This window comes from Niallia sp. FSL W8-0635 (genome assembly GCF_038007965.1).
Lineage (GTDB): Bacteria > Bacillota > Bacilli > Bacillales > Cytobacillaceae > Niallia.
Genome location: NZ_JBBOYD010000001.1, coordinates 4,322,945 through 4,345,227, shown reverse-complemented (window position 1 = coordinate 4,345,227; position 22,283 = coordinate 4,322,945). Strand labels below are relative to the sequence as shown.

19 protein-coding genes and 1 pseudogene are annotated in these 22,283 nt (G+C 37.1%); 18 read left to right on the top strand and 2 right to left on the bottom strand.

Features of this window, described 5'->3' with window-relative positions; genetic code table 11:
- Window positions 1-293 precede the first annotated feature (293 nt).
- The gene (gene prfA, locus NYE52_RS20700; RefSeq protein WP_341194802.1) at window positions 294-1,367 is read left to right on the top strand and encodes a peptide chain release factor 1; all 1,074 of its coding nucleotides are present in this window, start codon (window positions 294-296) and stop codon (window positions 1,365-1,367) included.
- Entirely contained in the window at window positions 1,360-2,223 is an 864-nt protein-coding gene (prmC, locus tag NYE52_RS20695; RefSeq protein WP_341194801.1) for a peptide chain release factor N(5)-glutamine methyltransferase, read from the top strand. Before prfA ends, prmC begins: the two co-directional genes overlap by 8 nt.
- A gap of 259 nt (window positions 2,224-2,482) precedes the next feature.
- On the opposite strand, the pseudogene NYE52_RS20690 reads toward prmC, so the two are convergent.
- Window positions 2,483-3,663 (bottom strand): annotated as a pseudogene (locus NYE52_RS20690) (IS3 family transposase).
- A gap of 317 nt (window positions 3,664-3,980) precedes the next feature.
- Here NYE52_RS20690 and spoIIR point away from each other — a divergent pair.
- From spoIIR to upp, 16 genes are all read left to right on the top strand, one after another.
- The gene (spoIIR, locus tag NYE52_RS20680) at window positions 3,981-4,694 is read left to right on the top strand and encodes a stage II sporulation protein R (protein ID WP_341194799.1); all 714 of its coding nucleotides are present in this window, start codon (window positions 3,981-3,983) and stop codon (window positions 4,692-4,694) included.
- A gap of 222 nt (window positions 4,695-4,916) precedes the next feature.
- The gene (locus NYE52_RS20675; protein WP_445669127.1) at window positions 4,917-5,846 is read left to right on the top strand and encodes a metal ABC transporter solute-binding protein, Zn/Mn family; all 930 of its coding nucleotides are present in this window, start codon (window positions 4,917-4,919) and stop codon (window positions 5,844-5,846) included.
- Between the two features lies 1 nt (window position 5,847).
- Window positions 5,848-6,582, top strand: coding sequence for a metal ABC transporter ATP-binding protein (locus tag NYE52_RS20670; RefSeq protein WP_341194798.1), 735 nt, complete (start codon window positions 5,848-5,850; stop codon window positions 6,580-6,582).
- Complete coding sequence (locus NYE52_RS20665) at window positions 6,582-7,490, top strand: metal ABC transporter permease (protein ID WP_341194797.1); 909 nt, start codon at window positions 6,582-6,584, stop codon at window positions 7,488-7,490. Before NYE52_RS20670 ends, NYE52_RS20665 begins: the two co-directional genes overlap by 1 nt.
- Window positions 7,490-8,380, top strand: a complete 891-nt coding sequence (locus NYE52_RS20660; RefSeq protein WP_341194796.1) for a metal ABC transporter permease — start codon at window positions 7,490-7,492, stop codon at window positions 8,378-8,380. Before NYE52_RS20665 ends, NYE52_RS20660 begins: the two co-directional genes overlap by 1 nt.
- Window positions 8,381-8,649: 269 nt before the next feature.
- Window positions 8,650-9,564 (top strand): proline dehydrogenase, encoded by a 915-nt coding sequence (locus NYE52_RS20655; RefSeq protein WP_341194795.1) that lies wholly within the window; start codon window positions 8,650-8,652, stop codon window positions 9,562-9,564.
- A gap of 123 nt (window positions 9,565-9,687) precedes the next feature.
- Window positions 9,688-11,262, top strand: a complete 1,575-nt coding sequence (pruA, locus tag NYE52_RS20650) for an L-glutamate gamma-semialdehyde dehydrogenase (protein WP_341195255.1) — start codon at window positions 9,688-9,690, stop codon at window positions 11,260-11,262.
- A gap of 253 nt (window positions 11,263-11,515) precedes the next feature.
- Complete coding sequence (locus NYE52_RS20645; protein WP_341194794.1) at window positions 11,516-13,189, top strand: sigma-54 interaction domain-containing protein; 1,674 nt, start codon at window positions 11,516-11,518, stop codon at window positions 13,187-13,189.
- Window positions 13,190-13,262: 73 nt separating this feature from the next.
- The gene (locus NYE52_RS20640) at window positions 13,263-13,718 is read left to right on the top strand and encodes a hypothetical protein (RefSeq protein WP_341194793.1); all 456 of its coding nucleotides are present in this window, start codon (window positions 13,263-13,265) and stop codon (window positions 13,716-13,718) included.
- A gap of 173 nt (window positions 13,719-13,891) precedes the next feature.
- Complete coding sequence (locus tag NYE52_RS20635; RefSeq protein ID WP_341194792.1) at window positions 13,892-14,932, top strand: L-threonylcarbamoyladenylate synthase; 1,041 nt, start codon at window positions 13,892-13,894, stop codon at window positions 14,930-14,932.
- Window positions 14,933-15,036: 104 nt separating this feature from the next.
- Window positions 15,037-15,591 carry a manganese efflux pump MntP gene (locus tag NYE52_RS20630; RefSeq protein WP_341194791.1) on the top strand — a complete coding sequence of 185 codons (555 nt, stop codon included), beginning with the start codon at window positions 15,037-15,039 and terminating at the stop codon, window positions 15,589-15,591.
- 451 nt (window positions 15,592-16,042) lie between these two features.
- Complete coding sequence (locus tag NYE52_RS20625; protein WP_341194790.1) at window positions 16,043-16,492, top strand: low molecular weight protein arginine phosphatase; 450 nt, start codon at window positions 16,043-16,045, stop codon at window positions 16,490-16,492.
- A 30-nt stretch (window positions 16,493-16,522) separates the two neighbouring features.
- Window positions 16,523-17,824, top strand: coding sequence for a methyl-accepting chemotaxis protein (locus tag NYE52_RS20620; protein WP_341194789.1), 1,302 nt, complete (start codon window positions 16,523-16,525; stop codon window positions 17,822-17,824).
- Between the two features lie 80 nt (window positions 17,825-17,904).
- Window positions 17,905-18,477 carry a TIGR01440 family protein gene (locus NYE52_RS20615; RefSeq protein WP_341194788.1) on the top strand — a complete coding sequence of 191 codons (573 nt, stop codon included), beginning with the start codon at window positions 17,905-17,907 and terminating at the stop codon, window positions 18,475-18,477.
- Window positions 18,478-19,184: 707 nt separating this feature from the next.
- Complete coding sequence (glyA, locus tag NYE52_RS20610; RefSeq protein WP_341194787.1) at window positions 19,185-20,426, top strand: serine hydroxymethyltransferase; 1,242 nt, start codon at window positions 19,185-19,187, stop codon at window positions 20,424-20,426.
- A 234-nt stretch (window positions 20,427-20,660) separates the two neighbouring features.
- The gene (gene upp / locus NYE52_RS20605; protein ID WP_048717534.1) at window positions 20,661-21,290 is read left to right on the top strand and encodes a uracil phosphoribosyltransferase; all 630 of its coding nucleotides are present in this window, start codon (window positions 20,661-20,663) and stop codon (window positions 21,288-21,290) included.
- A gap of 589 nt (window positions 21,291-21,879) precedes the next feature.
- Here upp and NYE52_RS20600 read toward each other — a convergent pair.
- Window positions 21,880-22,281, bottom strand: coding sequence for a hypothetical protein (locus tag NYE52_RS20600; protein WP_341194786.1), 402 nt, complete (start codon window positions 22,279-22,281; stop codon window positions 21,880-21,882).
- Between the last annotated feature and the right edge of the window lie 2 nt (window positions 22,282-22,283).

Below are 22,283 nucleotides of genomic sequence, written 5' to 3'. Positions count from 1 at the left end.
TTATAATCGATAAAGGGAAAATTTGCTCTGTGATCTTGCGTTTATTCGACATAGGATGCTATTTTTTGATTGTTTGTTTACAGTTTGAAAGAAGGATGGTGCTCCTTGGATACACAAAGATTTTGAGGAATTAGCGAGAAGGGGGGAGGCAACAATGCCTGTTGAGAGCCACCTTTTTAGAAATATAGGAAGAAAACAAGCTGTAAATGCTATTTTTCATAAGAATTGGTTTTGACGGAGAAAATAGCCTATAATATAATGAATACGTTATGGATAAAAACGAGGTGAATAGTGTGTTTGATCGTCTTCAAGCTGTAGAGGATCGTTATGATAAGCTTAATGAATTATTAAGTGATCCTGAAATTGTAAATGATACAAAAAAACTACGTGATTATTCGAAAGAACAATCGGATATTCAAGAAACAGTAGAAGTTTATCGTGAATATAAAGAAGTAAAAGAACAGCATTTGGAAGCTAAAGCAATGCTGGAAGAAAAGCTAGACCCAGAAATGCGCGAAATGGTGAAGGAAGAGCTAGATGAAACTGCTAAGCGCATTGAAGAATTAGAAGCACGCTTGAAAATCTTGCTAATTCCTAAAGACCCTAATGATGATAAAAACGTTATTATGGAAGTAAGGGGAGCGGCTGGCGGAGATGAAGCAGCTTTATTTGCTGGGGATCTATTCCGTATGTATAGCCGTTTTGCAGAGGCACAAGGGTGGAAAATGGAAGTCATTGATGCAAGCTCAACTGGTGTTGGTGGCTACAAGGAAATCATCTTTATGATTAACGGAAAAGGCGCATTCAGCAAATTGAAATTTGAAAATGGTGCCCATCGTGTACAACGTGTACCAGAAACAGAGTCTGGGGGTCGTATTCATACATCTACTGCAACAGTTGCATGCTTACCTGAAGCAGAAGAAGTAGAGATTGAAATACACGAAAAAGATATTCGTGTTGATACATTCGCTTCTAGCGGACCTGGAGGACAAAGTGTTAATACAACGATGTCTGCAGTTCGCTTAACGCATCTTCCAACAGGTACGGTTGTTTCCTGTCAGGATGAAAAATCACAGATTAAAAATAAAGAAAAAGCAATGAAAGTACTACGAGCACGTGTTTATGACAAATTCCAGCAAGAAGCACAAGCGGAATATGATCAACAACGTAAATCGGCGGTTGGTACAGGAGATCGTTCGGAACGTATTCGTACGTATAATTTCCCGCAAAACCGTGTGACAGATCACCGTATTGGATTGACTATTCAAAAACTAGATCAAATTCTTCAAGGTAAAATGGACGATATTATCGATGCGCTTATTTTTGAAGAACAATCTAGTCGTTTGGAAAGTGCTTCAGATGTGTAAGGTATTCGAAGCCCTAAAATGGGCTTCTTCTTATTTGAAGGAACATGGCAGAGAAGAATACGCAGCAGAGCTATTACTTAGGCATTCTCTCCAAGTAAGTAGATCCGAAATGCTCGTGAAATTCCGTGAAGATATGGAAGAAGAGCAAGTAGAAAGCTTTAAAAAGCTGATCTATTTGCACTCCGAAGGACAGCCAGTTCAATATATTATTGGGCAAGAGGAATTTTATGGGAGAGCTTTTAATGTAAATAAAGAAGTACTTATTCCTCGACCGGAAACAGAGGAGCTTGTTCATTCTGCTCTTGCACGGATAGACAAATTGTTTGGGGGAAATGCGCCTATAAAGCTAGTAGATGTGGGAACTGGAAGCGGCGCAATCGCAGTGTCGATGAAACTGGAAAATCCGTCATTTCAGGTAACAGCTACAGATCTTTATGAAGTATCGTTAGCTATAGCGAAAAAAAATGCTGACAATTTAGGTGCAGGGGATATAGAATTCGTACAGGGAGATTTGTTGCAGCCATTTATTGCACAGGGGAAAACGTTTGACGTTGTCCTTTCAAATCCTCCCTATATCCCAGAAAAAGACATCGCAACAATGTCTGATGTTGTCACTGAACATGAACCACATCGAGCGCTGTTTGCAGGAGAAGATGGTCTTGTCCTTTATAAAAGACTTTGTGAAGAACTGCCCCATGTGGTTAATGAAAAAGCCATTATTGGATTTGAAGTAGGGGCAGGTCAAAGCAATGCTGTTGCTAATTTATTAGAAGTCGCATTCCCTCAGGCAAAAGTAGAAGTCCAATATGATATCAATGGCAAAGATCGAATGGTATTTGCGGAAGTTGGATTTTAATTTATATTATCGTTTATGTGAAGGGTTTGCCTATATAGAAAGACATATTCTATACACAAGTACATGTGTGGGGAATATGTCTTTTTTGTTTAGTAGGGGAAGTTGCAAGGAAAGGGAGGAAGTGGTCTTCTGTCAAGAAAGTGGACACTAAAATTTGAGACATTTAAAACCAAAAACACTACCGCACTTCGTTTGGTGGGGTGTTAGAAATGATCACTCGAAAGGCATGACTGATCATTTCTAACACCGAATGTCCAAATTATGAGACAGTGGTAACTTCCTCTTTCCAGTTGTTTCTCTCAAATTGATTCGGTGATTGTTTCCCCAGAGTAGAGTGCTTTCGCCTTTCATTATAAAAACTACTAATATAGTGATTTATCGCTTTTATAGCTTCTTCCTTCGTTTTAAAGCGCCTTCTATAAATAAATTCTTTCTTAATCGAAGCATGAAACGATTCAATACAAGCATTATCGTAGGGATTCCCTTTTCGACTCATACTAATTTTCATTTCTTCCTCTTTTAAGATATTGATATATTCATTAGAACAATACTGAGAACCTCGATCAGAATGGTGAATTACCCCTTTTCCTGGCTGCCTAGAGATAATCGCTCTATTTAATGCTTGTATAGTTAGTTCTTTTTTCATGTGGGGAGCAAGACTCCAGCCAACGATTTTCCGTGAAAACAAGTCCATAACAGATGATAAATAAACCCATCCTTCTAGCGTCCAAATATACGTAATGTCCGTTACCCATACTTTATTGGGTTTCTCCACGTTAAATTGACGGTTTAACAAGTTAGGAGAGATAGGGAGATCATGTTTAGAATCAGTCGTCACTATATATTTTTCTTTCGGCGTCGCAGTTAACCCCAATTCTTTCATCAAGCGTGCAACAGTCTTTTGGGAAATCGTATAGCCCCACTCCATTAAGTCCGCATGTACTCTCGGACTTCCATACGTACCATAACTCTCATGAAAAGATTTACTGATTTTTTGTTTAATCTCTAGACGATAGGCTTCTTTTTCAGATGGAGGCTGATCCTGCTTATTCAACCATTTATAATAGCCACTTGATGATACTTTCAGCACTTCGCACATCTTCGCCACTACGTGTTCATCAGAGTGGGCTAGGATAAATATATAAATCACGCTTGGTTTTTTGTGAAGATGTGCATGGCCTTTTTTAAGATTTCATTCTCCTCTTTCAAAGCTTGTAATTCTTTCTCGTGTTGCTTTTTTAATTTTTCAAGTTCGGTAGGGGTTAGATAACTTTCCGTACTCTGTCCACCCCTTATTTTCGCCTTGTAATCGGACACCCAACGGCTTACTGTTTTAGGTGATAACTCAAGTTCATAGGATACTTCAGAAGCTTTCCTCCCCTCCTCCACTATTAACTTTACAACATAGTCTTTATACTCTTTTGAATGATGCTTTCCCATATGAACACGTCCTTTTAAATGATGATTGTATTATATCCTAAATCTCATTTTTACGTGTCCACTTTTTAGACTAACCTCAGAAGGTCGCAAATAAAGCTGCCGAACCTGCAAGGAAAAGGAGGAAAGTCGCAAATAAAGTTGCCGAACCTGCAAGTAAAAAGGAAATAGCTGCAAATAAAGCTGACACCCCCCATGCAAAACCCACCATATCTACATATAGTAGAATCCACTAGAAAACAACTTAGAAAAAATAAAATTTACTAGTTTAAGATTCTATTAATCTGTCCAGACTGTGTGGTGAAGGGGCGGTGCTATAGATGAAAAACAAACCGATGGCAACTATTTATTTATTTGTACTTATTCTAACAACTATTATGAGTTTATATATTCCTAAAAATGAGGTAACAGCAAACAATGAGGTTATCATTCCGAATGATGCGATTCGTCTTAGAATCTTAGCGAATAGTGATTTAGAAGCAGACCAAGCATTAAAAAGAAAAGTAAGAGATGCTGTGAATGCAGAAATTACAAAATGGGTTTCTGAATTAACTTCTAAAGAAGCAGCAAAGGATGTATTGAAAGAAAAATTACCAGAAATTCAGCTTATCGCTGAAAGAGTAGTAGAAGAGGAAAAGGCAAACCAAGCAGTAAATGTTACTTTTGATAAAGTTGATTTTCCAACAAAGCTATATGGAGAGTTCTTATATCCAGCAGGACAATATGATGCGATTCTTATTACTTTAGGGGAAGGCGAGGGTGCTAATTGGTGGTGTGTCCTTTTCCCGCCATTATGCTTCCTAGATTTCTCTAACGGAGTAGCAGTAAGTGATGGATTTGAAGAAGAGAAAAAAGAAGAGAAGACAGAAGAAAAAGCGGAAAAAGTAGAAAAGAAAACAGCAAAGGTAGAGAAGCAAGAAGAAAAGAAAGTGGAAGAGAAAGAGAAAACGGATCCTGTATTTGTTAAAGAAGAAGAAGAGGAAGTAGAAGTGAAATTTTTTCTAGTAGAATTATGGGATAAAATTTTTGGATAATATCCAATGCTTAAGAAAGATGCTTTTAAAAAGAGCATCTTTTTCTTTTGCCCAAATTCCTACTCAAAACAATAAAAGTTTATGAAATTTTACCTAATTATAACGAAAACATTGACATTTTTCTGATAGTTAAGTATTTTGTATATAAACATAAAAGTTTCCTTGAGGAAACAAATTGTCCAAAGGTTATAATTTTTGTGATGATAAAAAGGAGGAAAGACAATGTGGAAAGTTGTATTAACAGGATTATTAATGACGTTCGTTTTTTTAACAGGGTGTTCAGCTGAATCAACAGGATCAAAGGAAGACGGTAAGCTTACAGTTGTTACTACAATTGCACAAATTGCAGAACCAATGTCAGTAATTGGCGGTGATAAAGTAGAGGTGAAAAGTCTAATGGGACCTGGCGTTGATCCGCATTTATATACAGCTACCCAAGGGGATATCCAGAAAATGGAGGATGCAGACATCATCTTTTATAGTGGCTTACATCTAGAGGCGAATATGGTAAAGGTATTTGAAGAAATTGGGAAAACAAGACCGGTTCTTGCTATTGGAGAAGTTAACCCAGAGGAAAAGCTTTTAAAGGATGAGGAAGGTGCAATCGATCCTCATATTTGGTTCGATATTGATTTATGGAAGGAATCACTTGATGCAGCAACAAATGAGTTAAAGAAAGCTTTGCCGGATGATAGTGAATATTTTGAAAAAAATAAACAAGCGTATTTTAAAAAATTTGATACATTGAAGGAAGAAGCAAAAGCACAGATGGAGACATTACCATCGGATAAGCGTGTATTAGTTACAGCACATGATGCTTTTGGCTATTTTGGAAGAATGCTAGATCTAGAGGTTGTTGGATTACAAGGTCTAAGTACGGAAGCGGAAATTGGATTATCGGATATAGAGGAGACTATTCAATTACTAGTGGAACAGCAAGTTCCTGCTGTTTTTATCGAAAGTAGCATTAACCCTGCTTCCATAAATGCAGTGATTGAAGGTGGGAAAAAAGAGGGGCTCGATATAGAGCTTGGTGGAGAATTATTCTCGGATGCTATGGGGGATGCAGATTCAAAAGAAGGAACGTATATAGGGATGTATGAACATAATGTTTCAACTATTTATCAAGCATTGAGCAGAGGGGTGGAGTAATATGGAGACGATTCTGACTGTAGAGAATGTTTCAGCTGCCTATCGAAAAAATGAGGTGTTATCCAATGTGAATTTTCAAATTAAGCCGGGAACGCTAACAAGTATTGTTGGTCCAAATGGTGCTGGGAAATCTACCTTATTAAAAGTAATGCTAGAACTTCATCCTGCTACTAAAGGAAAGGTGCTTTTTTTCGGTAAAAAATATCAAACAGCAAAATCGAAAATTGGGTATGTTCCACAGCGTGGCTCTGTCGATTGGGATTTTCCAACAAATGCACTTGATGTTGTAACGATGGGACAGTATGGGAAAATTGGCTGGTTAAAGTGGCCGAAGAAAGAACAAAAGCAAAAGGCATTGAATGCATTAAAAGAAATGAAAATGGAAGACTTTGCAAATCGACAAATTAGCCAGTTATCAGGTGGGCAACAGCAGCGGGTATTTCTCGCCCGCGCTCTTGCTCAAGATGCAGATCTTTATTTCTTAGATGAACCATTGGCAGGTGTCGATGCTACGACGGAAAAAGCAATCATGGAGACGCTAAAGATGCTAAAGGAGAGCGGGAAAACAGTGATGGTTGTCCATCATGATTTGCAAACCGTGGAGGAATATTTTGATCATGTCCTTCTCCTGAATAAAACCGTAATCGCCCATGGACCAACGAAGGAGACTTTTACGAAAGAGAATATTATAAAGGCGTATGGAGGAACTTTACACTGGATAGGAGAGAAGCGATAATGTTTAGTTTTCTTTCTTATAATGCGCAATCCGTTTTATTCAGTACCTTCTTATTAGGAATGGCAGCTGGTGTCATTGGTAGCTTTGCTTATTGGAAAAGACAAAGCTTAATGAGTGATGCTCTTTCTCATGCAGCATTACCAGGAGTAGTACTTGGTTTTATGATAGTAGGAGAAAAAAATCTTTTTGTGATGGTTATTGGAGCAGCGATTACTGCATTATTAGGTGCTTTTCTTATTCAGTGGATAAGAAGCTCTAGTCGAGTGAAGGAAGATGCGGCAATGGGAATTGTTTTATCTGTCTTTTTTGGCTTAGGGATTATGCTGTTAACATTTGCAAATCGGATGCCTGGTGGTAATCAAAGTGGGTTAGATAGTTTTATATTCGGGCAGGCAGCTTCTATGGTTTCGAAGGATGTTTGGACAATGATGACAGTTGCTCTGATTGTCCTTTTCCTAACGGTGCTTTTATTTAAAGAATGGAAAATCTTTTTGTTCGATCCTAGCTTTGCTAAAGGCTTAGGCATATCGACAACTAAGATGAATGCATTATATATGGCAATCCTTGTATTAGTCATCGTTGTTGGGATTCAAGCGGTTGGTGTTATTTTAATGGCCGCTTTATTAATAATTCCGAGCGTGAGTGCAAGATATTGGACAGAATCGTTCAAAGTGATGGTAATTCTATCCGCTTTGTTTGGTGGAAGTTCGGGAATGGTTGGGACATTACTTAGTACAGTCGGCAAGGGATGGCCAACTGGCCCCTTTATTGTGGTAACAGCATCTTCTGTTTTCCTTGTATCCTTATTTTTAGGAAGTAAAAAGGGATTGGCAGTTGTATTTTTTCAGCAAAAAAAACAAAGAAAGAGTATAGCTCTATTAGAAATGACGAAGGAGGTAGAACAATAATGAGCTATACAGGATGGATATTGTTAACTGCCTCATTAGTTGGATTAAGCTGTGGTCTAATTGGTGTTCTGTTAATTTTAAGAAGGATGGCGATGATGGCAGATGCCATAAGTCATACCGTGCTCTTGGGAATTGTATGTGCTTATTTAATTACTAGAGAATTAACAGGAATCCATATGTTGATTGGGGCGGTTATTACAGGTTTGGTTACTGCAATTGTTGTTCAATGGCTTCATACACGAGGTGTACAGCAGGAGGCTTCGATTGGGATTGTATTTACGACCTTATTTGCGATTGGGGTTATTCTCATAGCAACCAAAGTAGGAAATGCTCATTTAGATGTGAAGCATACTTTGATGGGAGAAATAACGTTTATCCCTTGGGAGAGAATGGAAATTCCGCTTCTTGGAAGTGTACCAGAAGCAGTTGTATTACTAAGCGTTGTTTTACTAATTGTTGTCGCTGTTATACTAGCCTTCTATAAGGAATGGAAGATTACATCTTTTGACCCTGCGCTTGCTGCAAGTCTCGGTATTCCAGTTATCTTTATGCACTATCTGTTTATGTCTTTAGTGTCTTTAACAACCGTAGCTGCATTTGATGCGGTCGGAGCAATAATGGTAGTTGCCATGTTGATAACTCCTGCCGCAGCTGCTTATTTATGGACAGATCGCTTATCCTTTCTATTTCTATTAAGTAGTTGCTTTGGAATCCTGTCTGCATTTATTGGCTATTATATGGCCGTATGGTTAGATACCTCCATCTCAGGGGCCATGGCCTTTTCCACAGGAATCATTTTTATGATTAGTTTTCTTTGCTCTCCGAAATATGGAGTTTTAGCAAAGTATTTTATAGGGAGAAAAAAGAAGAGAACATATAGCATTAGTTAAGAGATTGTCTTAGAAGTACTCTCTTAAAAGTGGGTTTTAATAGAAAGCCTTCTTTTGAGAATCGTACTTTTAGGATAATCTTTTTTTGATAGGAATAAGATGAATTTTCAGTTATGCGCTTCCATTATTTTGTTTAATCTAATAATAAAAATTTATCAGAAAATTATAGATTTTTAAGGAAGTCCTATTGTATAATCAAAGCATCAATTAAACAAAAATGTACAGTGGATATATTTTAAACAAAAGTGTTTAAAAAGGGGAGCCTGATAATGGAAGTTGCATTGAGAAATATGTTTCAGTCATTAGCTAAGAATAAATCCGCAAATAAGCTAGCTCGCAAATATGGCTTACGCTTTGGAGCGAAACGATTCGTTTCTGGGGAATCCATTGCAGAAGCGATTTCGAAAGTCGCAGAATTAAACAAATCCGGTAGAGTAGTTACCCTTGACCATTTGGGAGAATTCGTCTACACGAAAGAAGAAGCAAATGAATCAACAATCATGTCTTTAAAAACATTAGATGAAATTCATGCATCAGGGGTTCAATCCCATTTATCGGTGAAAATGACATCTCTTGGATTAGATATTGATAAAGACTTATGTTTAAGTAATATGTGGAAAATTGTTTCTCGAGCAAACCAATACGGAAATTTTGTTCGCATCGATATGGAAGACTATGCCCATTGTCAAATAACAATCGATATCTATGAAGAGCTTCGTCAAGAATTTGATAATGTTGGTTTAGTCATTCAAGCATATTTATATCGAACAGAAGAAGATATGAAACATTTGAATGCGTTACAAGCCAATTTGCGTCTCGTAAAAGGTGCTTATAAAGAGTCACCAGATGTTGCTTTTCCAGAGAAAAAAGATGTAGATGAAAACTACAAAAAAATCATAGAAATGCATATGCTGAATGGAAATTATACAGCTGTTGCCAGCCATGATGAAAAAATTATTCAATTCACAAAAGAGCTTGCTGATAAGCATGGAATAGCTAAAGACAAGTTTGAATTCCAAATGCTTTATGGCATATGTGAAGATTTGCAAAATAAGCTAGTGGAAGAAGGATACAAAGTAAGAGTATATGTCCCCTATGGAAAAGATTGGTTCGGATATTTTATGAGAAGATTAGCAGAAAGGCCGGCAAATGTATGGTTTATTCTTAAAAATTTGTTTAAATAAGCATACCTGTAAAAGAACTCCCCTTTTATTTTTAAAGGTTAATAGTTTTAGAGAATGATTGAAAAATTCAACACTGAAAAAACAAAATAAATAAAATGAAAAGGAGAAATAAACATGACAAACATGACAAACATGACAAGTATACCACCATATAAAAATGAGCCGTTTACTGATTTCACAAAGGTTGAAAACCAACATGCGATGGAAGCAGCTATTCAAAAAGTAAAAGGGGAACTAGGAAAAACATTTCCCCTTGTCATTGGGAAGGATAAAATTATTACAGAAGAAAAAACGGTATCGATTAATCCGGCAAATGTAGATGAAGTAATCGGAGAAGTAAGCAAAGGGAATAAAGAATATGCAGAAAAAGCAATGCAAGAAGCATTACATACTTTTGAGACATGGAAGAAGGTAAAAGCGTCAGAGCGTGCCGAATATTTATTTAAAGCAGCGCAACTAATGAGAGAAAGAAAGCATGAGTTTTCCGCTTACTTAATTTTAGAGTCAGGGAAGAATTGGGCGGAGGCCGATGTAGATACCGCCGAGGCTATTGACTTCCTTGAGTTCTATGGAAGAGAAATGCTTCGTTTAAGCGAAACAGCTAAAAATCAGCCGTTATATCCAACGGCAGGCGAAGTGGATAATAAGATTACCTATATTCCACTTGGTGTCGGTATTGTCATTTCTCCATTTAACTTTCCACTTGCCATTATGGCAGGAACAACAGTGGCTGGAGTTGTATCAGGAAATACGGTTATCTTAAAGCCTTCCGATAATACTCCGGTTATTGCAGCTAAGTTTGTAGAGTTAATGGAAGAGGTAGGTTTACCACCTGGAGTTATCAACTATCTTCCGGGCGATGGCTTGGAAGTAGGCGAATATTTAGTAGAACATCCAAAAACAAGATTTATCTCCTTCACCGGATCTCGTGCCGTAGGATGTCGTATTTATGAGCGTGCATCTGTCGTTCAGCCTGGCCAAATTTGGTTAAAGCGCATTGTTGCAGAAATGGGCGGGAAAGATGGCATCGTAGTAGATGAAACAGCAGATATCGACGCAGCAGCAGAAGCGATTGTAGCAGCAGCATTTGGATTCCAAGGACAAAAATGTTCTGCTGGCTCAAGAGCAATCATTGTTGAGTCTGTATACGATCAAGTAGTAGAAAAAGTAGTAGCTCGAACGAAAAATCTCGCCATTGGTCTTCCGGAAACAAATGCATCAGTAGGACCTGTTATTGATGAAAAGGCATTAAATAAAATATTAGGCTATATTGAAATCGGTAAAGCCGAAGGGAAGTTAGTAACAGGTGGATCCCGTGCACAAGGAAACGGCTATTATATAGAGCCAACCATTTTCACTGACGTTCCTGCAGATGCCCGCATTATGAAAGAAGAAATCTTTGGTCCAGTATTGGCAATTTGTAAAGTGCCTGATTGGAAAACAGGTATTGAAGTATATAACGATACGGATTATGGATTAACTGGATCCTTCTTTTCTGCCGAAGAAGATCGAATCCAATATGCATTAGAAAATCAACATTGCGGCAACCTGTATATTAATAAAAAATGTACAGGAGCACTAGTAGGAGTGCATCCATTCGGAGGTTTCAATATGTCCGGAACTGACTCCAAAGCAGGAGGATTTGACTATCTCCTACTCTTCACACAAGCAAAATTAAGCACAAGAAAAGTATTGTAACAATAAAGCGAAGCCATAATCAAGCTGTCTCCAATAAAGAGAATCACAAGGATATTACTAGAAAGAAGTAAAAACTTCTGTATATTAATTATTCAAGTGTGACTCCCTTTCGGAGACAGCTTTTTTGATGTATTCCCCCTTATTGGAAAGTGAAGTGTATGCAGGCTATGGTTCACAGTAACGAAAACAGCCATTGGAAAAAACGATTATTTAATGATAAATTATCAATAATAAGGAAAGAAAGGATTAAGCCATGTTTACCGATTCGCAACTGGAGATAGAAACTTCATTTACCATCCTCTCAGACAAAGAAACAATCAGCACATTAACAGATGTGTTACTAGACTATTCCTACGCCATTATAGAAAGCGAGAAGCTATATACAATTGGAAAAGAAGAGCAGTTCCTTTTTTCAGCTATGGGTAAAAGTCAAACAATTAGGGACTGGCTACATGCAAGCAGGATATTGCCATCAGATGCCATTTCGAGCAAGGAGATAAATAAAGAAGAAATCAATTGGCTAAGACCGATAATTATAAAGAAGGATAGGAATTACCAAGGGATTGTAACTGCTGCTGCAAGAATTCGGATTTTACAAAAGGAAAATAGACAGGTCACAACTTATTTTGAAACATTGGCAGAAACAATTAACGATGCAGTAACAGCAGTTGATAGAAACGGAACGGTATTCTACTGGAATAGCGTGGCAGAGGATACGTATCATATAAGAAAAGAAGCGATTATTGGCAAAAAAATTGGAGAGCATTTTGACTCAGAATCCATTCAATTACACAAAATACTAAAAGAAGGCAATCCGATTAGAGGTACGTATCATCGTCCAAATGAACATACACATGTATTAATTAACGCTTCCCCTGTCCTTGTGGATAATGAAATAATCGGTGGAATTTCAACGGAACGTGATATAACGAAGCTAATTCGTTTAAATCAGGAATTAGATTCAAATCCATCCTTATATATTCAAAAAGAAGAACCTTTTTCTTCTATTTTATCTGAAAGCAAGGAAGTGAAAAGAGCGGTTGAAATTGCTCAAAAAGTAGCTTCAGCAGAAATACCAGTTCTTATTACTGGGGAAGCAGGCACTGGGAAAGAACTGCTCGCACAGGCCATTCATTATGGTGGATCGAAAAGAAGTAATCCATTTTTATCTCTAAATTGCTCAACGGTTCCAAAAGATTTAATAGAGATGGAATTGTTTGGCTATCAGAAAATGACCTTTGATTCTGAGGATACAGAGGAAATAGAAGGAAAGCTAGAGCAGGCAGAAACAGGAACATTATTTATTGAAGAGGTGGATAAGATGCCACCTGCTGTTCAAGAAAAACTTTTATTTTATATGACAGATCAATCTTTTACTAGAGTTGGAGGAGAACAACAGAAAAAAGTGGCAACAAGATTCATCCTATCCACTACCCAGCCTTTAGGAGAGTTAGTAAGGAAAGGGGAATTTAATGAAAAGCTCTATTATCAAATTAGCGTTATTCATATTGAAATTCCGCCACTCCGTAATCGAAAAGAGGATATACCAGGTCTAGTAAACGAGTTTATAAAAATTTATAAGGAAAAACATAATAAAAAAGTAAACAAAATAAATGAACAAGCATTACATATTCTGAGTGCATATGATTGGCCAGGCAATATAAAAGAGCTAAACAATGTAATAGAGCACAGTGTGTTAGTAAGTGAAGACAATAAGGAAATTATGGTTGAGCAGATTCCTGCTGAGATTGTGGATCAGTATAAAGTTTCGATTCGAGAAGAAAAAGGGAATAAGGAAGAGGATGAAATGCAACGTATAGAAGAGGCGCTCATTAAAACCTATGGGAATAAGAGTGCTGCCGCCACATTGTTAGGGATTTCAAGAGGAACTTTATATAACAAAATAAAAGAGTTTGGTTTAAAATAAGAAAATCTAGCATTTTTTTCGTTACCTTTTCATAGTAATAGAATAAATAGTAGATGAAGAGGTGACAGGTTAGATGCATATTATTAGACAAGGTGAAACGGGAGATGTAGAAAAAATTGCTTCTTTTTTAAATAAAGCAGGAGTGACTGTCGAAGGTTTAGCAGAGTGGCTAGAGTACTTTTTGCTAATGGAAACAGAAGCTGATCAGGCGCTTATCGGAACGATTGGGATAGAACCCTTTGGAAAAGTTGGTTTGCTTCGTTCGATGGTACTATCTGATGGAACGGTAGAAGATATTTTGTTTTTAATTCAGCAAGCGCTAAAATTAGCGAAAGAAAAAGATATGGATGCTATCTATTGCAGTGTTAATAATCAGCATTCTATCCAATTATTTCAGTTATTAGGGTTTCAGAAGATAGACGTGGACGAAATTCCACAAATATTGAAAGAGTCGAATGCTGTAAAAAGCGTTTTCACTGTTGATAACTCACATTTCATGTATATTCCAATGAATATTGTGGATAAATAGCATAAGTTATCCACTTTTTCATGCTATTTATTCACAATTTGTGGACAAGTCAGATTTTTATTCCAATTTGATCAGATACTTGTCCTTTTTAGCAAATGGTGTTATTGTCGAAAAATGAGGAATTAGACGCGATTATGAGGAAGAAATATTAGAATTGAAAAAGGTGGATATAAATGAAGACAATTTATTGGTCAGTGGATAAAAATGTGGATAAGGAAGAAAGTTATTCACATATAAAACAAGCTGCTGATCTTTTGAAAAAAAATGAGGTTGTTGCATTCCCGACAGAAACGGTTTATGGATTAGGGGGAAATGCAAAGGAAGATTCAGCTATAACAAAAATATTTGCTGCAAAAGGAAGACCGTCTGATAATCCGCTTATCATACATATTGCAAAACGAGCGCAATTAGTTGAATTAGTAGAAACAGTACCAGCAACAGCGGAAAAGTTAATGGATGCCTTTTGGCCTGGCCCACTAACTATTATTTTTGAAAAGAAACAAGGGGTGTTATCAGAAGTAGCCACTGCAGGTTTATCCACAGTAGGCATTCGGATGCCTGATCATCCTGTTGCGTTACGAATCATTGAAGAAGCAGGTTTACCAATTGCTGCTCCAAGCGCTAATCGTTCTGGGAAACCAAGCCCGACAAAAGCAACGCATGTAAAAGAGGATTTAGATTCTTATATAGCGGGAATAGTCGATGGAGGTCCGACTGGGGTAGGAGTTGAATCAACGGTTGTTGATTGTACGGATGAAACGGTAGTTATTCTTCGTCCCGGTGGTATTACGAAAGAACAACTAGAAAGTGTTGTGGGAGAAGTTAAAATGGACCAAGCACTCACAAATAAAGAAATCAAGCCGAAATCGCCAGGAATGAAATATACCCATTATGCCCCTAATGCACCATTGTTTCTAGTAGATGGTTCAAAAGAAAAAATACAATTATTAGTGGAAGAAGAAAAACAAAAGGGACATAAAGTGGGTGTCCTTACAACCGCAGAAAATAAAGAATACTATCAAGCTGACTTTATTTATGCTTGTGGAATACGAGCAGATTTATCCACAGTAGCTACAGAGCTTTATGATGGTTTGCGTAGCTTTGATCATAAACAAGTAGATATCATCTTTGGTGAGATGTTTCCGACAGACGGTGTTGGACAAGCAATCATGAATAGATTAATGAAAGCTGCCTCCCATCAAGTGATTAAATAAAGCGTTTAGAAAAAAAATTTCATCTGGAAATATTGCAGAATCCCACTTCTAAATGAACTTGGACGTGCATAATCTCTAATTAGCAAGTCCAAGGGGGCCAAAAAATGTCTGCAGTGGTTGGAGAACTATTTACACTTATTTTAATGGCATTTGCTTTAGGTATGGATGCATTTTCTGTTGGGCTAGGTATGGGGATGTTTCAGCTAAGATTAAAGCAAATCGCAAAAATCGGCTTTGTAATCGGAATCTTTCATGTAATTATGCCACTCCTCGGAATGATTGCAGGTAAGTTTCTTTCGGAAAACTTTAGTGAAATAGCCGGATATATAGGTGGAGCGTTGCTTGTTCTATTAGGAATTCAAATGATCTGGACTGGATTTAAAGAAGTTGAGACAAGCCGAATTACACCGGTTGGGTTTGGTTTACTTTTGTTTGCAGTCAGTGTGAGCTTGGACAGCTTCTCTGTTGGTTTAAGTCTAGGGATATACCAAGCAAGAACCGTAGTAGTACTACTTTGCTTTGGAATTAGCGCAATGGTACTAACCTGGTTAGGCTTGCTAATTGGAAGGAAGGTAAAGGGGTGGTTAGGTTCCTATGGAGAAATGCTTGGAGGCGCAATCCTTCTTATATTTGGAATTAAGTTACTAATTAGCCTATAGTTGTTCTAACATAGGAAAGTGGTTTTCGTCGAAGAGATGAAAGCCACTTTTTAAATCGTTTTAAATGTAGGCTGTTTTCTAAAAGATTGTTGCTTTCTCAATAGAAAAAATCAATTAATGAGGAAATCTGAGCAGCCTGAATACACGTAGACTCCTATGGGATTAGTGAGACAGCCTGAGGGCAGGCCGCGGCTCAGCGCGAGCCCCACGGAAAGCGGAGTGTATTCAGGCTGCGGGTCATAGCAACAAACTTTACGAAAACAGCCTAAATGTAAAAACATTCTTTTAGAAAAGCTTCTGTTTAAAACTTACAAAATATTAACAATAGAAAAGCACTAAAAATGTACTAGTATTCACCGATAAAAGAACTGTATTTTCTTGGTATTCTTTGGATGTAAATAGAAATGTTAGGTAAATTGGTCTATAATAAAAGAGAAAAGGAGGATAAGTGATGATTCGCGTATTGTTTGTTTGTACAGGTAATACATGCAGAAGTCCTATGGCAGAAGCGATTGTGAAACATAAATATACTTCTGATGTAGAAGTTAAATCAGCTGGTGTTTATGCAATAGATGGAGATGCAGCTTCATTGCAAGCACAGGAGGTTCTTACTGAAAAGGGAATTCAGCATAGTCATTCTTCGGCTGGGGTAACCAAAGAGCTAATTGACTGGGCTACATATATTTTTACTATGACTAAAGGACATAAAAATATGCTTACATCCGCATATCCATCCTCTATAGAGAAAACGTTTACGATAAAAGAATTTGCAGAGGATAATCCAAATGAGGATGTAACGGATCCTTATGGTGGCTCTGTTACCAAATATCGCGAAACCTATCAGGAATTAGAAAAACTGATTGATAAAATAATGGAAAAAATAACAAATAGTGAATGGTAAAGTGCTTTTTATTTACAAGGGGGAAAAAGAGTGGGAAACAAGGTGCATTATAAGTTTAGTTTGAGAAAAAAACTGGCATTGTTTATTACGATTCTAGCTATTATTACCTATTCAACAAGTGCTTTTTTTATGTATATCATCTATCCAGCAATTGAAAGTAAACTAGCCATTAGCTCGGTATTATTTAACATTATCACCTTATTATTAGGGGTTTTTTGGTCTGGATTTTTAGGTTTTTTAGTAGCTGGTTTTATTATAAAGCCTTTAAAAAGACTAGAGCAGGGTGCGTTAAAAGCAGCTCATGGGGATATTAGTCAAGATGTGGAAGTATCTAAATCAGATGATGAAATAAAGTCTTTAGGTATAGCCTTTAATCATATGCTTTTTAATTTGCGAGAAATGGTAGAAAGCATTGAAAATAATTTTAATAAAACAAATAAAACAGTAAAAATGATTTCTACTGAATCGGAAAATGCGTTAGAACACACATTATCTATTTCTAGTTCAGTCGGAGAAATTGCTGGTGGTGCTGAAGTATCCGCACAAAGTGTACAAGCTTCTGCAGAGTCTGTGGAAGAATCAATGAATATCGCTCTTACAGTGGAACAAAAAGCGGATATGTCCAAGAAAATCTCAGAACAGATGTCAGAAAAATTAATACAGACAAATAAAGTGGTTCATTCCTTAGTGGAAGGGATGAAGGGGTTAGCTGTGGAGAATTCGAATTCCTTAAAGTCTGTGCAAAATTTAGAAATTCATTCCAAGGAAATAGAAGAAGTATTAAAGCTTGTTGGAGATATCGCGTCACAGACAAACTTATTAGCATTGAATGCTTCGATTGAAGCTGCGCGCGCAGGAGAACATGGAGCAGGCTTTAGTGTGGTTGCGGAAGAAGTAAGAAGACTAGCGGATGAAAGTGGAAAAGCAGTTGAAGGAATTGCTGACATCATCCGTAATATGCAAACAGAAGTGAAAAATGTTGTCGTACAAATTACGAAGCAAGTAGAGGGTGCTAAAGAGAAGGCTGAAACGGGAGAGAAAACAAGTTTAATTTTTAACGAGATGAATGAGACAACCAATAAAATGGTTTATGCAACGGCGGATATTACGAAATTAATTCATCAGCAAAAACAACAGATTTATGATACAACCCAGCAATCACAAGAAGTGGCCGCCATTGCGGAAGAAACAGCTGCAGGAGCGCAGCAGGTAACAAAAATCACAGAAAGTCAAACAGCACTTATTCGTAAAGTGGATAGTTTAGCATTAGAACTACAAGAGCATGCAGAAGAGCTACAACAAACGATTTGCCGATTCCAAATTAAAGAATAGATTACTTGTACTCGAAATATCTTTGTGCAATGATGGTTATAGTAAAAGAAATGTAGGTAACTTGAAGAGGGGTGTTTTATATGAATGAGGAAACACTTAAGTTAAAGGAGCAGTTACAAACGATTCTAACGGAATATCAAGAACAGGCACAGCTAGACGATCACCATTTGTTTGTGATTGGATGTAGTACGAGTGAGGTAATCGGTCAAAAAATTGGAACGGCAGGAACAGTAGATGTTGCTTCGTTGATATTTAAAGAATGTCAGACATTCCACCAGCAATATGGAGTTTCTCTCGCATTTCAATGTTGTGAACATTTAAATCGAGCGTTAATAGTAGAAAGAAAAGTGATGCAGGCAAGAAATCTACCAGAAGTGTCGGTTGTTCCAGTTCGGCATGCAGGAGGAGCAATGGCAACATTCGCTTTTGGTCAGATGGAGGATCCAGTAGTAGTGGAGTTTATTCAAGCTGACGGCGGTATAGATATTGGCGATACATTTATTGGCATGCACTTAAAACATGTTGCCGTTCCAATTCGAACATCCCTTAAGGAGCTAGGAAATGCACATGTTACCCTCGCAAAATCACGTCCAAAATTAATTGGCGGTCCAAGAGCGGTATATGAAAACAAGAAAGAAAATCTTTCTTGTTAATTGGAAAACCAATAAAATTCCTGATTGATTGTATTGTAGGGGGAGTTTTATTGGTTTTATTTGTTGAACGGTTTGGTGAAAAATAGTGGGCTTGGTGCTTGAGAAGAAGAGGGAGCATCTTTGAGCAAGAAAAGCAGTAGGAAAGGTAATAGAGAAAGCGTCTCTGAGCCGTTTGAGTAAGAAAAGTAGTAGGAAAGGTAACAGAGTGAGCGTCTCTAAGCCGTTTGAGCAAGAAAAGTGGTTGGAAAGGTAACAGAGAAGCTGTCTCTAAGCTATTTGGACAAGAAAAATACTAAGAAAAGTAACAGACCAACCACATCAACAGTAAAAAACTTATATCTTCAATATACCAAATCCAAATTCCGCCAACCGAGTTAATAACAGCCCTTCCCCCTTACCCATATCCATAAAAAATTCCTGCGTTATTGTTGAATAATATTTTTTGCAAAAAAAACAGGTTTTAGCAACTGGAGGATTTTTGTTTTCCTACAAGTTCACTTTATTAATATAGTTGATAAATACATAATTTCTGTTGTTTTGAATTAATATTAGATAATATATTAAAAAAATAACACTTAAATCCGAACGAATAATATAAAATTATCGTGATAATTCGTAAATTAACTCTTTCTTTTTAAAATATATACATGATAGAATAGAGGCAGATTTACGGTGGAATAGAGAGAAATAGTCGGGAGGATTTACATATGAAGCATTTAGCAGAGCAAGACGAACTTGTTTTTAAAGCAATACAGCAAGAATTAGGTCGCCAAAGAGCGAAAATTGAATTGATTGCGTCAGAAAACTTTGTAAGTGAAGCGGTAATGGAAGCGCAAGGATCTGTATTGACCAATAAATATGCAGAGGGTTATCCTGCCAAACGTTATTACGGCGGATGTGAATATGTAGATATTGTGGAAGATATTGCTCGCGACCGCGCGAAAGAAATCTTCGGTGCGGAGCATGTAAACGTACAGCCGCATTCAGGTGCACAAGCAAATATGGCGGTTTATTTTACTATTCTAGAGCATGGTGATACCGTATTAGGGATGAACTTGTCTCATGGTGGTCATTTAACACATGGAAGCCCTGTTAACTTTAGCGGTATTCAATATAATTTTATTGAATATGGTGTAGATAAAGAAACACATTATATTAATTACGAAGATGTTCGAGAAAAAGCTTTAGCACATAAGCCTAAATTAATTGTTGCTGGAGCAAGTGCATATCCTCGTGAAATCGATTTTGCGAAATTTCGTGAGATTGCTGATGAGGTTGGAGCCTATTTAATGGTGGATATGGCTCATATTGCTGGCTTAGTTGCAGCAGGACTACATCAAAATCCTGTTCCTTATGCTGACTTTGTTACAACAACTACACATAAAACTTTGCGTGGACCTCGTGGTGGAATGATTCTTTGTAAAGAGGAATTTGCGAAGAAAATCGATAAATCGATTTTCCCTGGAATTCAAGGTGGTCCATTAATGCATGTAATCGCAGCGAAAGCAGTTGCTTTTGGAGAAGCGCTTCAAGCTGATTTTAAAGAGTATGCAGAAAATATCATTGCAAATGCAAAAAGATTAGCAAGTGGTCTGCAAAAAGAAGGATTAAACTTAGTATCGAATGGAACGGATAATCATTTATTATTAGTTGATCTACAATCTTTAGGACTATCTGGAAAAGTAGCGGAGCATGTACTAGATGAAGTGGGAATCACTGTTAATAAAAATACGATTCCATATGATCCTGCAAGTCCATTTGTAACAAGTGGAATCCGCATTGGAACAGCAGCAGTAACATCTCGTGGCTTCGATTTAGAAGATATGGATGAAATTGCTTCTATTATCGGTTTTACACTTAAAAATCATGAAGATAATGAAAAGTTAGCGGAGGCAGCTCAAAGAGTAACGGCGTTAACTAGTAAATTCGAATTGTATAAACAATTATAATTAGAAGAGGACAATCATCAAGGGGGAATACGACCTAATGATTGTCCTCTTTTCTTAAACTCGGTTTTTTTTCTTGGATTTTAGGAAAAACTATCATAGAATTTTGGAATTTAGAAAAGGATTTCAGTTGATTCGCCAAAACTTTTTCTGTAGAATGAATAGAAGTGTGTTAACGAAGTATCCTGTCAAAAATAAGGATATTTATACTAATAATGAAGGAACGGAGTGAATGTTGTGGCAAAGGTATATGTATTTGATCACCCACTTATTCAGCATAAACTTACATACATTAGAGAAACCCAAACAGGTACAAAGGAATTTAGAGAGCTAGTAGATGAAGTAGCAACGTTAATGGCCTTTGAAATTACTCGTGATATGCCATTAGAGGAAATTGAAATCGAAACGCCAGTTAGCAAAATGAAATCTAAAGTACTTTCTGGTAAAAAACTAGGGATTGTTCCTATCTTGCGTGCTGGTATCGGGATGGTTGACGGGGTATTAAAATTAATCCCTGCTGCTAAAGTTGGACATATTGGATTATATCGTGATCCAAAGACATTAAAACCAGTTGAATACTATGTAAAGTTACCTTCTGATGTAGAGGAAAGAGACTTTATCGTAGTAGATCCGATGCTTGCGACAGGCGGTTCTGCCATTGAAGCGATTCACTCGTTAAAAAACAGAGGCGGAAAAAACATTAAATTCATGTGCCTAATTGCTGCTCCAGAAGGTGTAGAAGCATTAAAAGAGGCACATCCAGATGTGGATATCTACATTGCAGCACTTGATGAGAAATTAAATGAAAAAGGTTATATCGTACCAGGTCTTGGAGATGCTGGTGACAGATTATTTGGTACAAAATAATCGTACCAACACGATAATCGAAAAAAATGCTCGGGCTCAAAGGGTTCCGTTTTGAGCTGCTTTTCTTAAAATGTGTGCCGATTTGATAGTGGCTTTGGCATCGTAATTGGTATATAAAATGGGGAACTCGCCAGAATTGGCGAGTTTCTTTATTTGGAATGCCAAAATCCTTATTTATATAAAGCCTCCATGACTTTTGGTATAGTTCACCGTCATGCATTAAATGAGGATCTTTTGGACTCACTCCTTTTTTAGTAAAATGTTTTGTCATGAATCGAGTAACCGGCAAAGGAAAATAAGCGGAAGTTTTCCGGTTAAATGCAGAATAGAGCTTGTTTCGGGGGTAAATAAGGGAAGTTTTTCCGATTATGCAAAGTAAAATCTCCCTTTTTCGCATTTCTCGAGTCAATAGGCGGAATCTCTCCGTCTATTTAAGCCTTTTTTAATAATAATTACTAAATAAGCGAAATTCTTCCGTCTATTTTTCAACTCAGGTGTGCTTTGCCTTATACCCCAACCGATAAGTTTGGCCCCTCTCTCAAACCCTCGAGAAATAAGGAAAAAGACGTGCAAGCTTCATAAGTAGGCTTCAAAGTTTTAAAGTAGATAAAGAGACAACTAAACATAAGAGAAAAGCAATGAATGATAATGGTGTCATGATAAACCTTTCTTTCTTACTTTGAGACAGTAGATTAATTACTGTATTTAAACCAAGGTATAAGGTAATAACACAGACTAATATGTTGGTTGGTAAAAAATGAAAGGTGGTTAACACATTGATATGTATTAGAAAAACCAAACTCATAAATAAGAGAATGATAGCATTTAAAATACTCAAAATCCGCAATTTTTTTGGTAGAACCTTATGAAAACCACCCATCACATACTCTCCTAATGGATAACCAACTGAAAGTAATACTTGAAAAATTGCTATGGACGCGAACAAAATTGCAACGATAATCGCTGATAGATGGACAACTCCCATTTCCATAC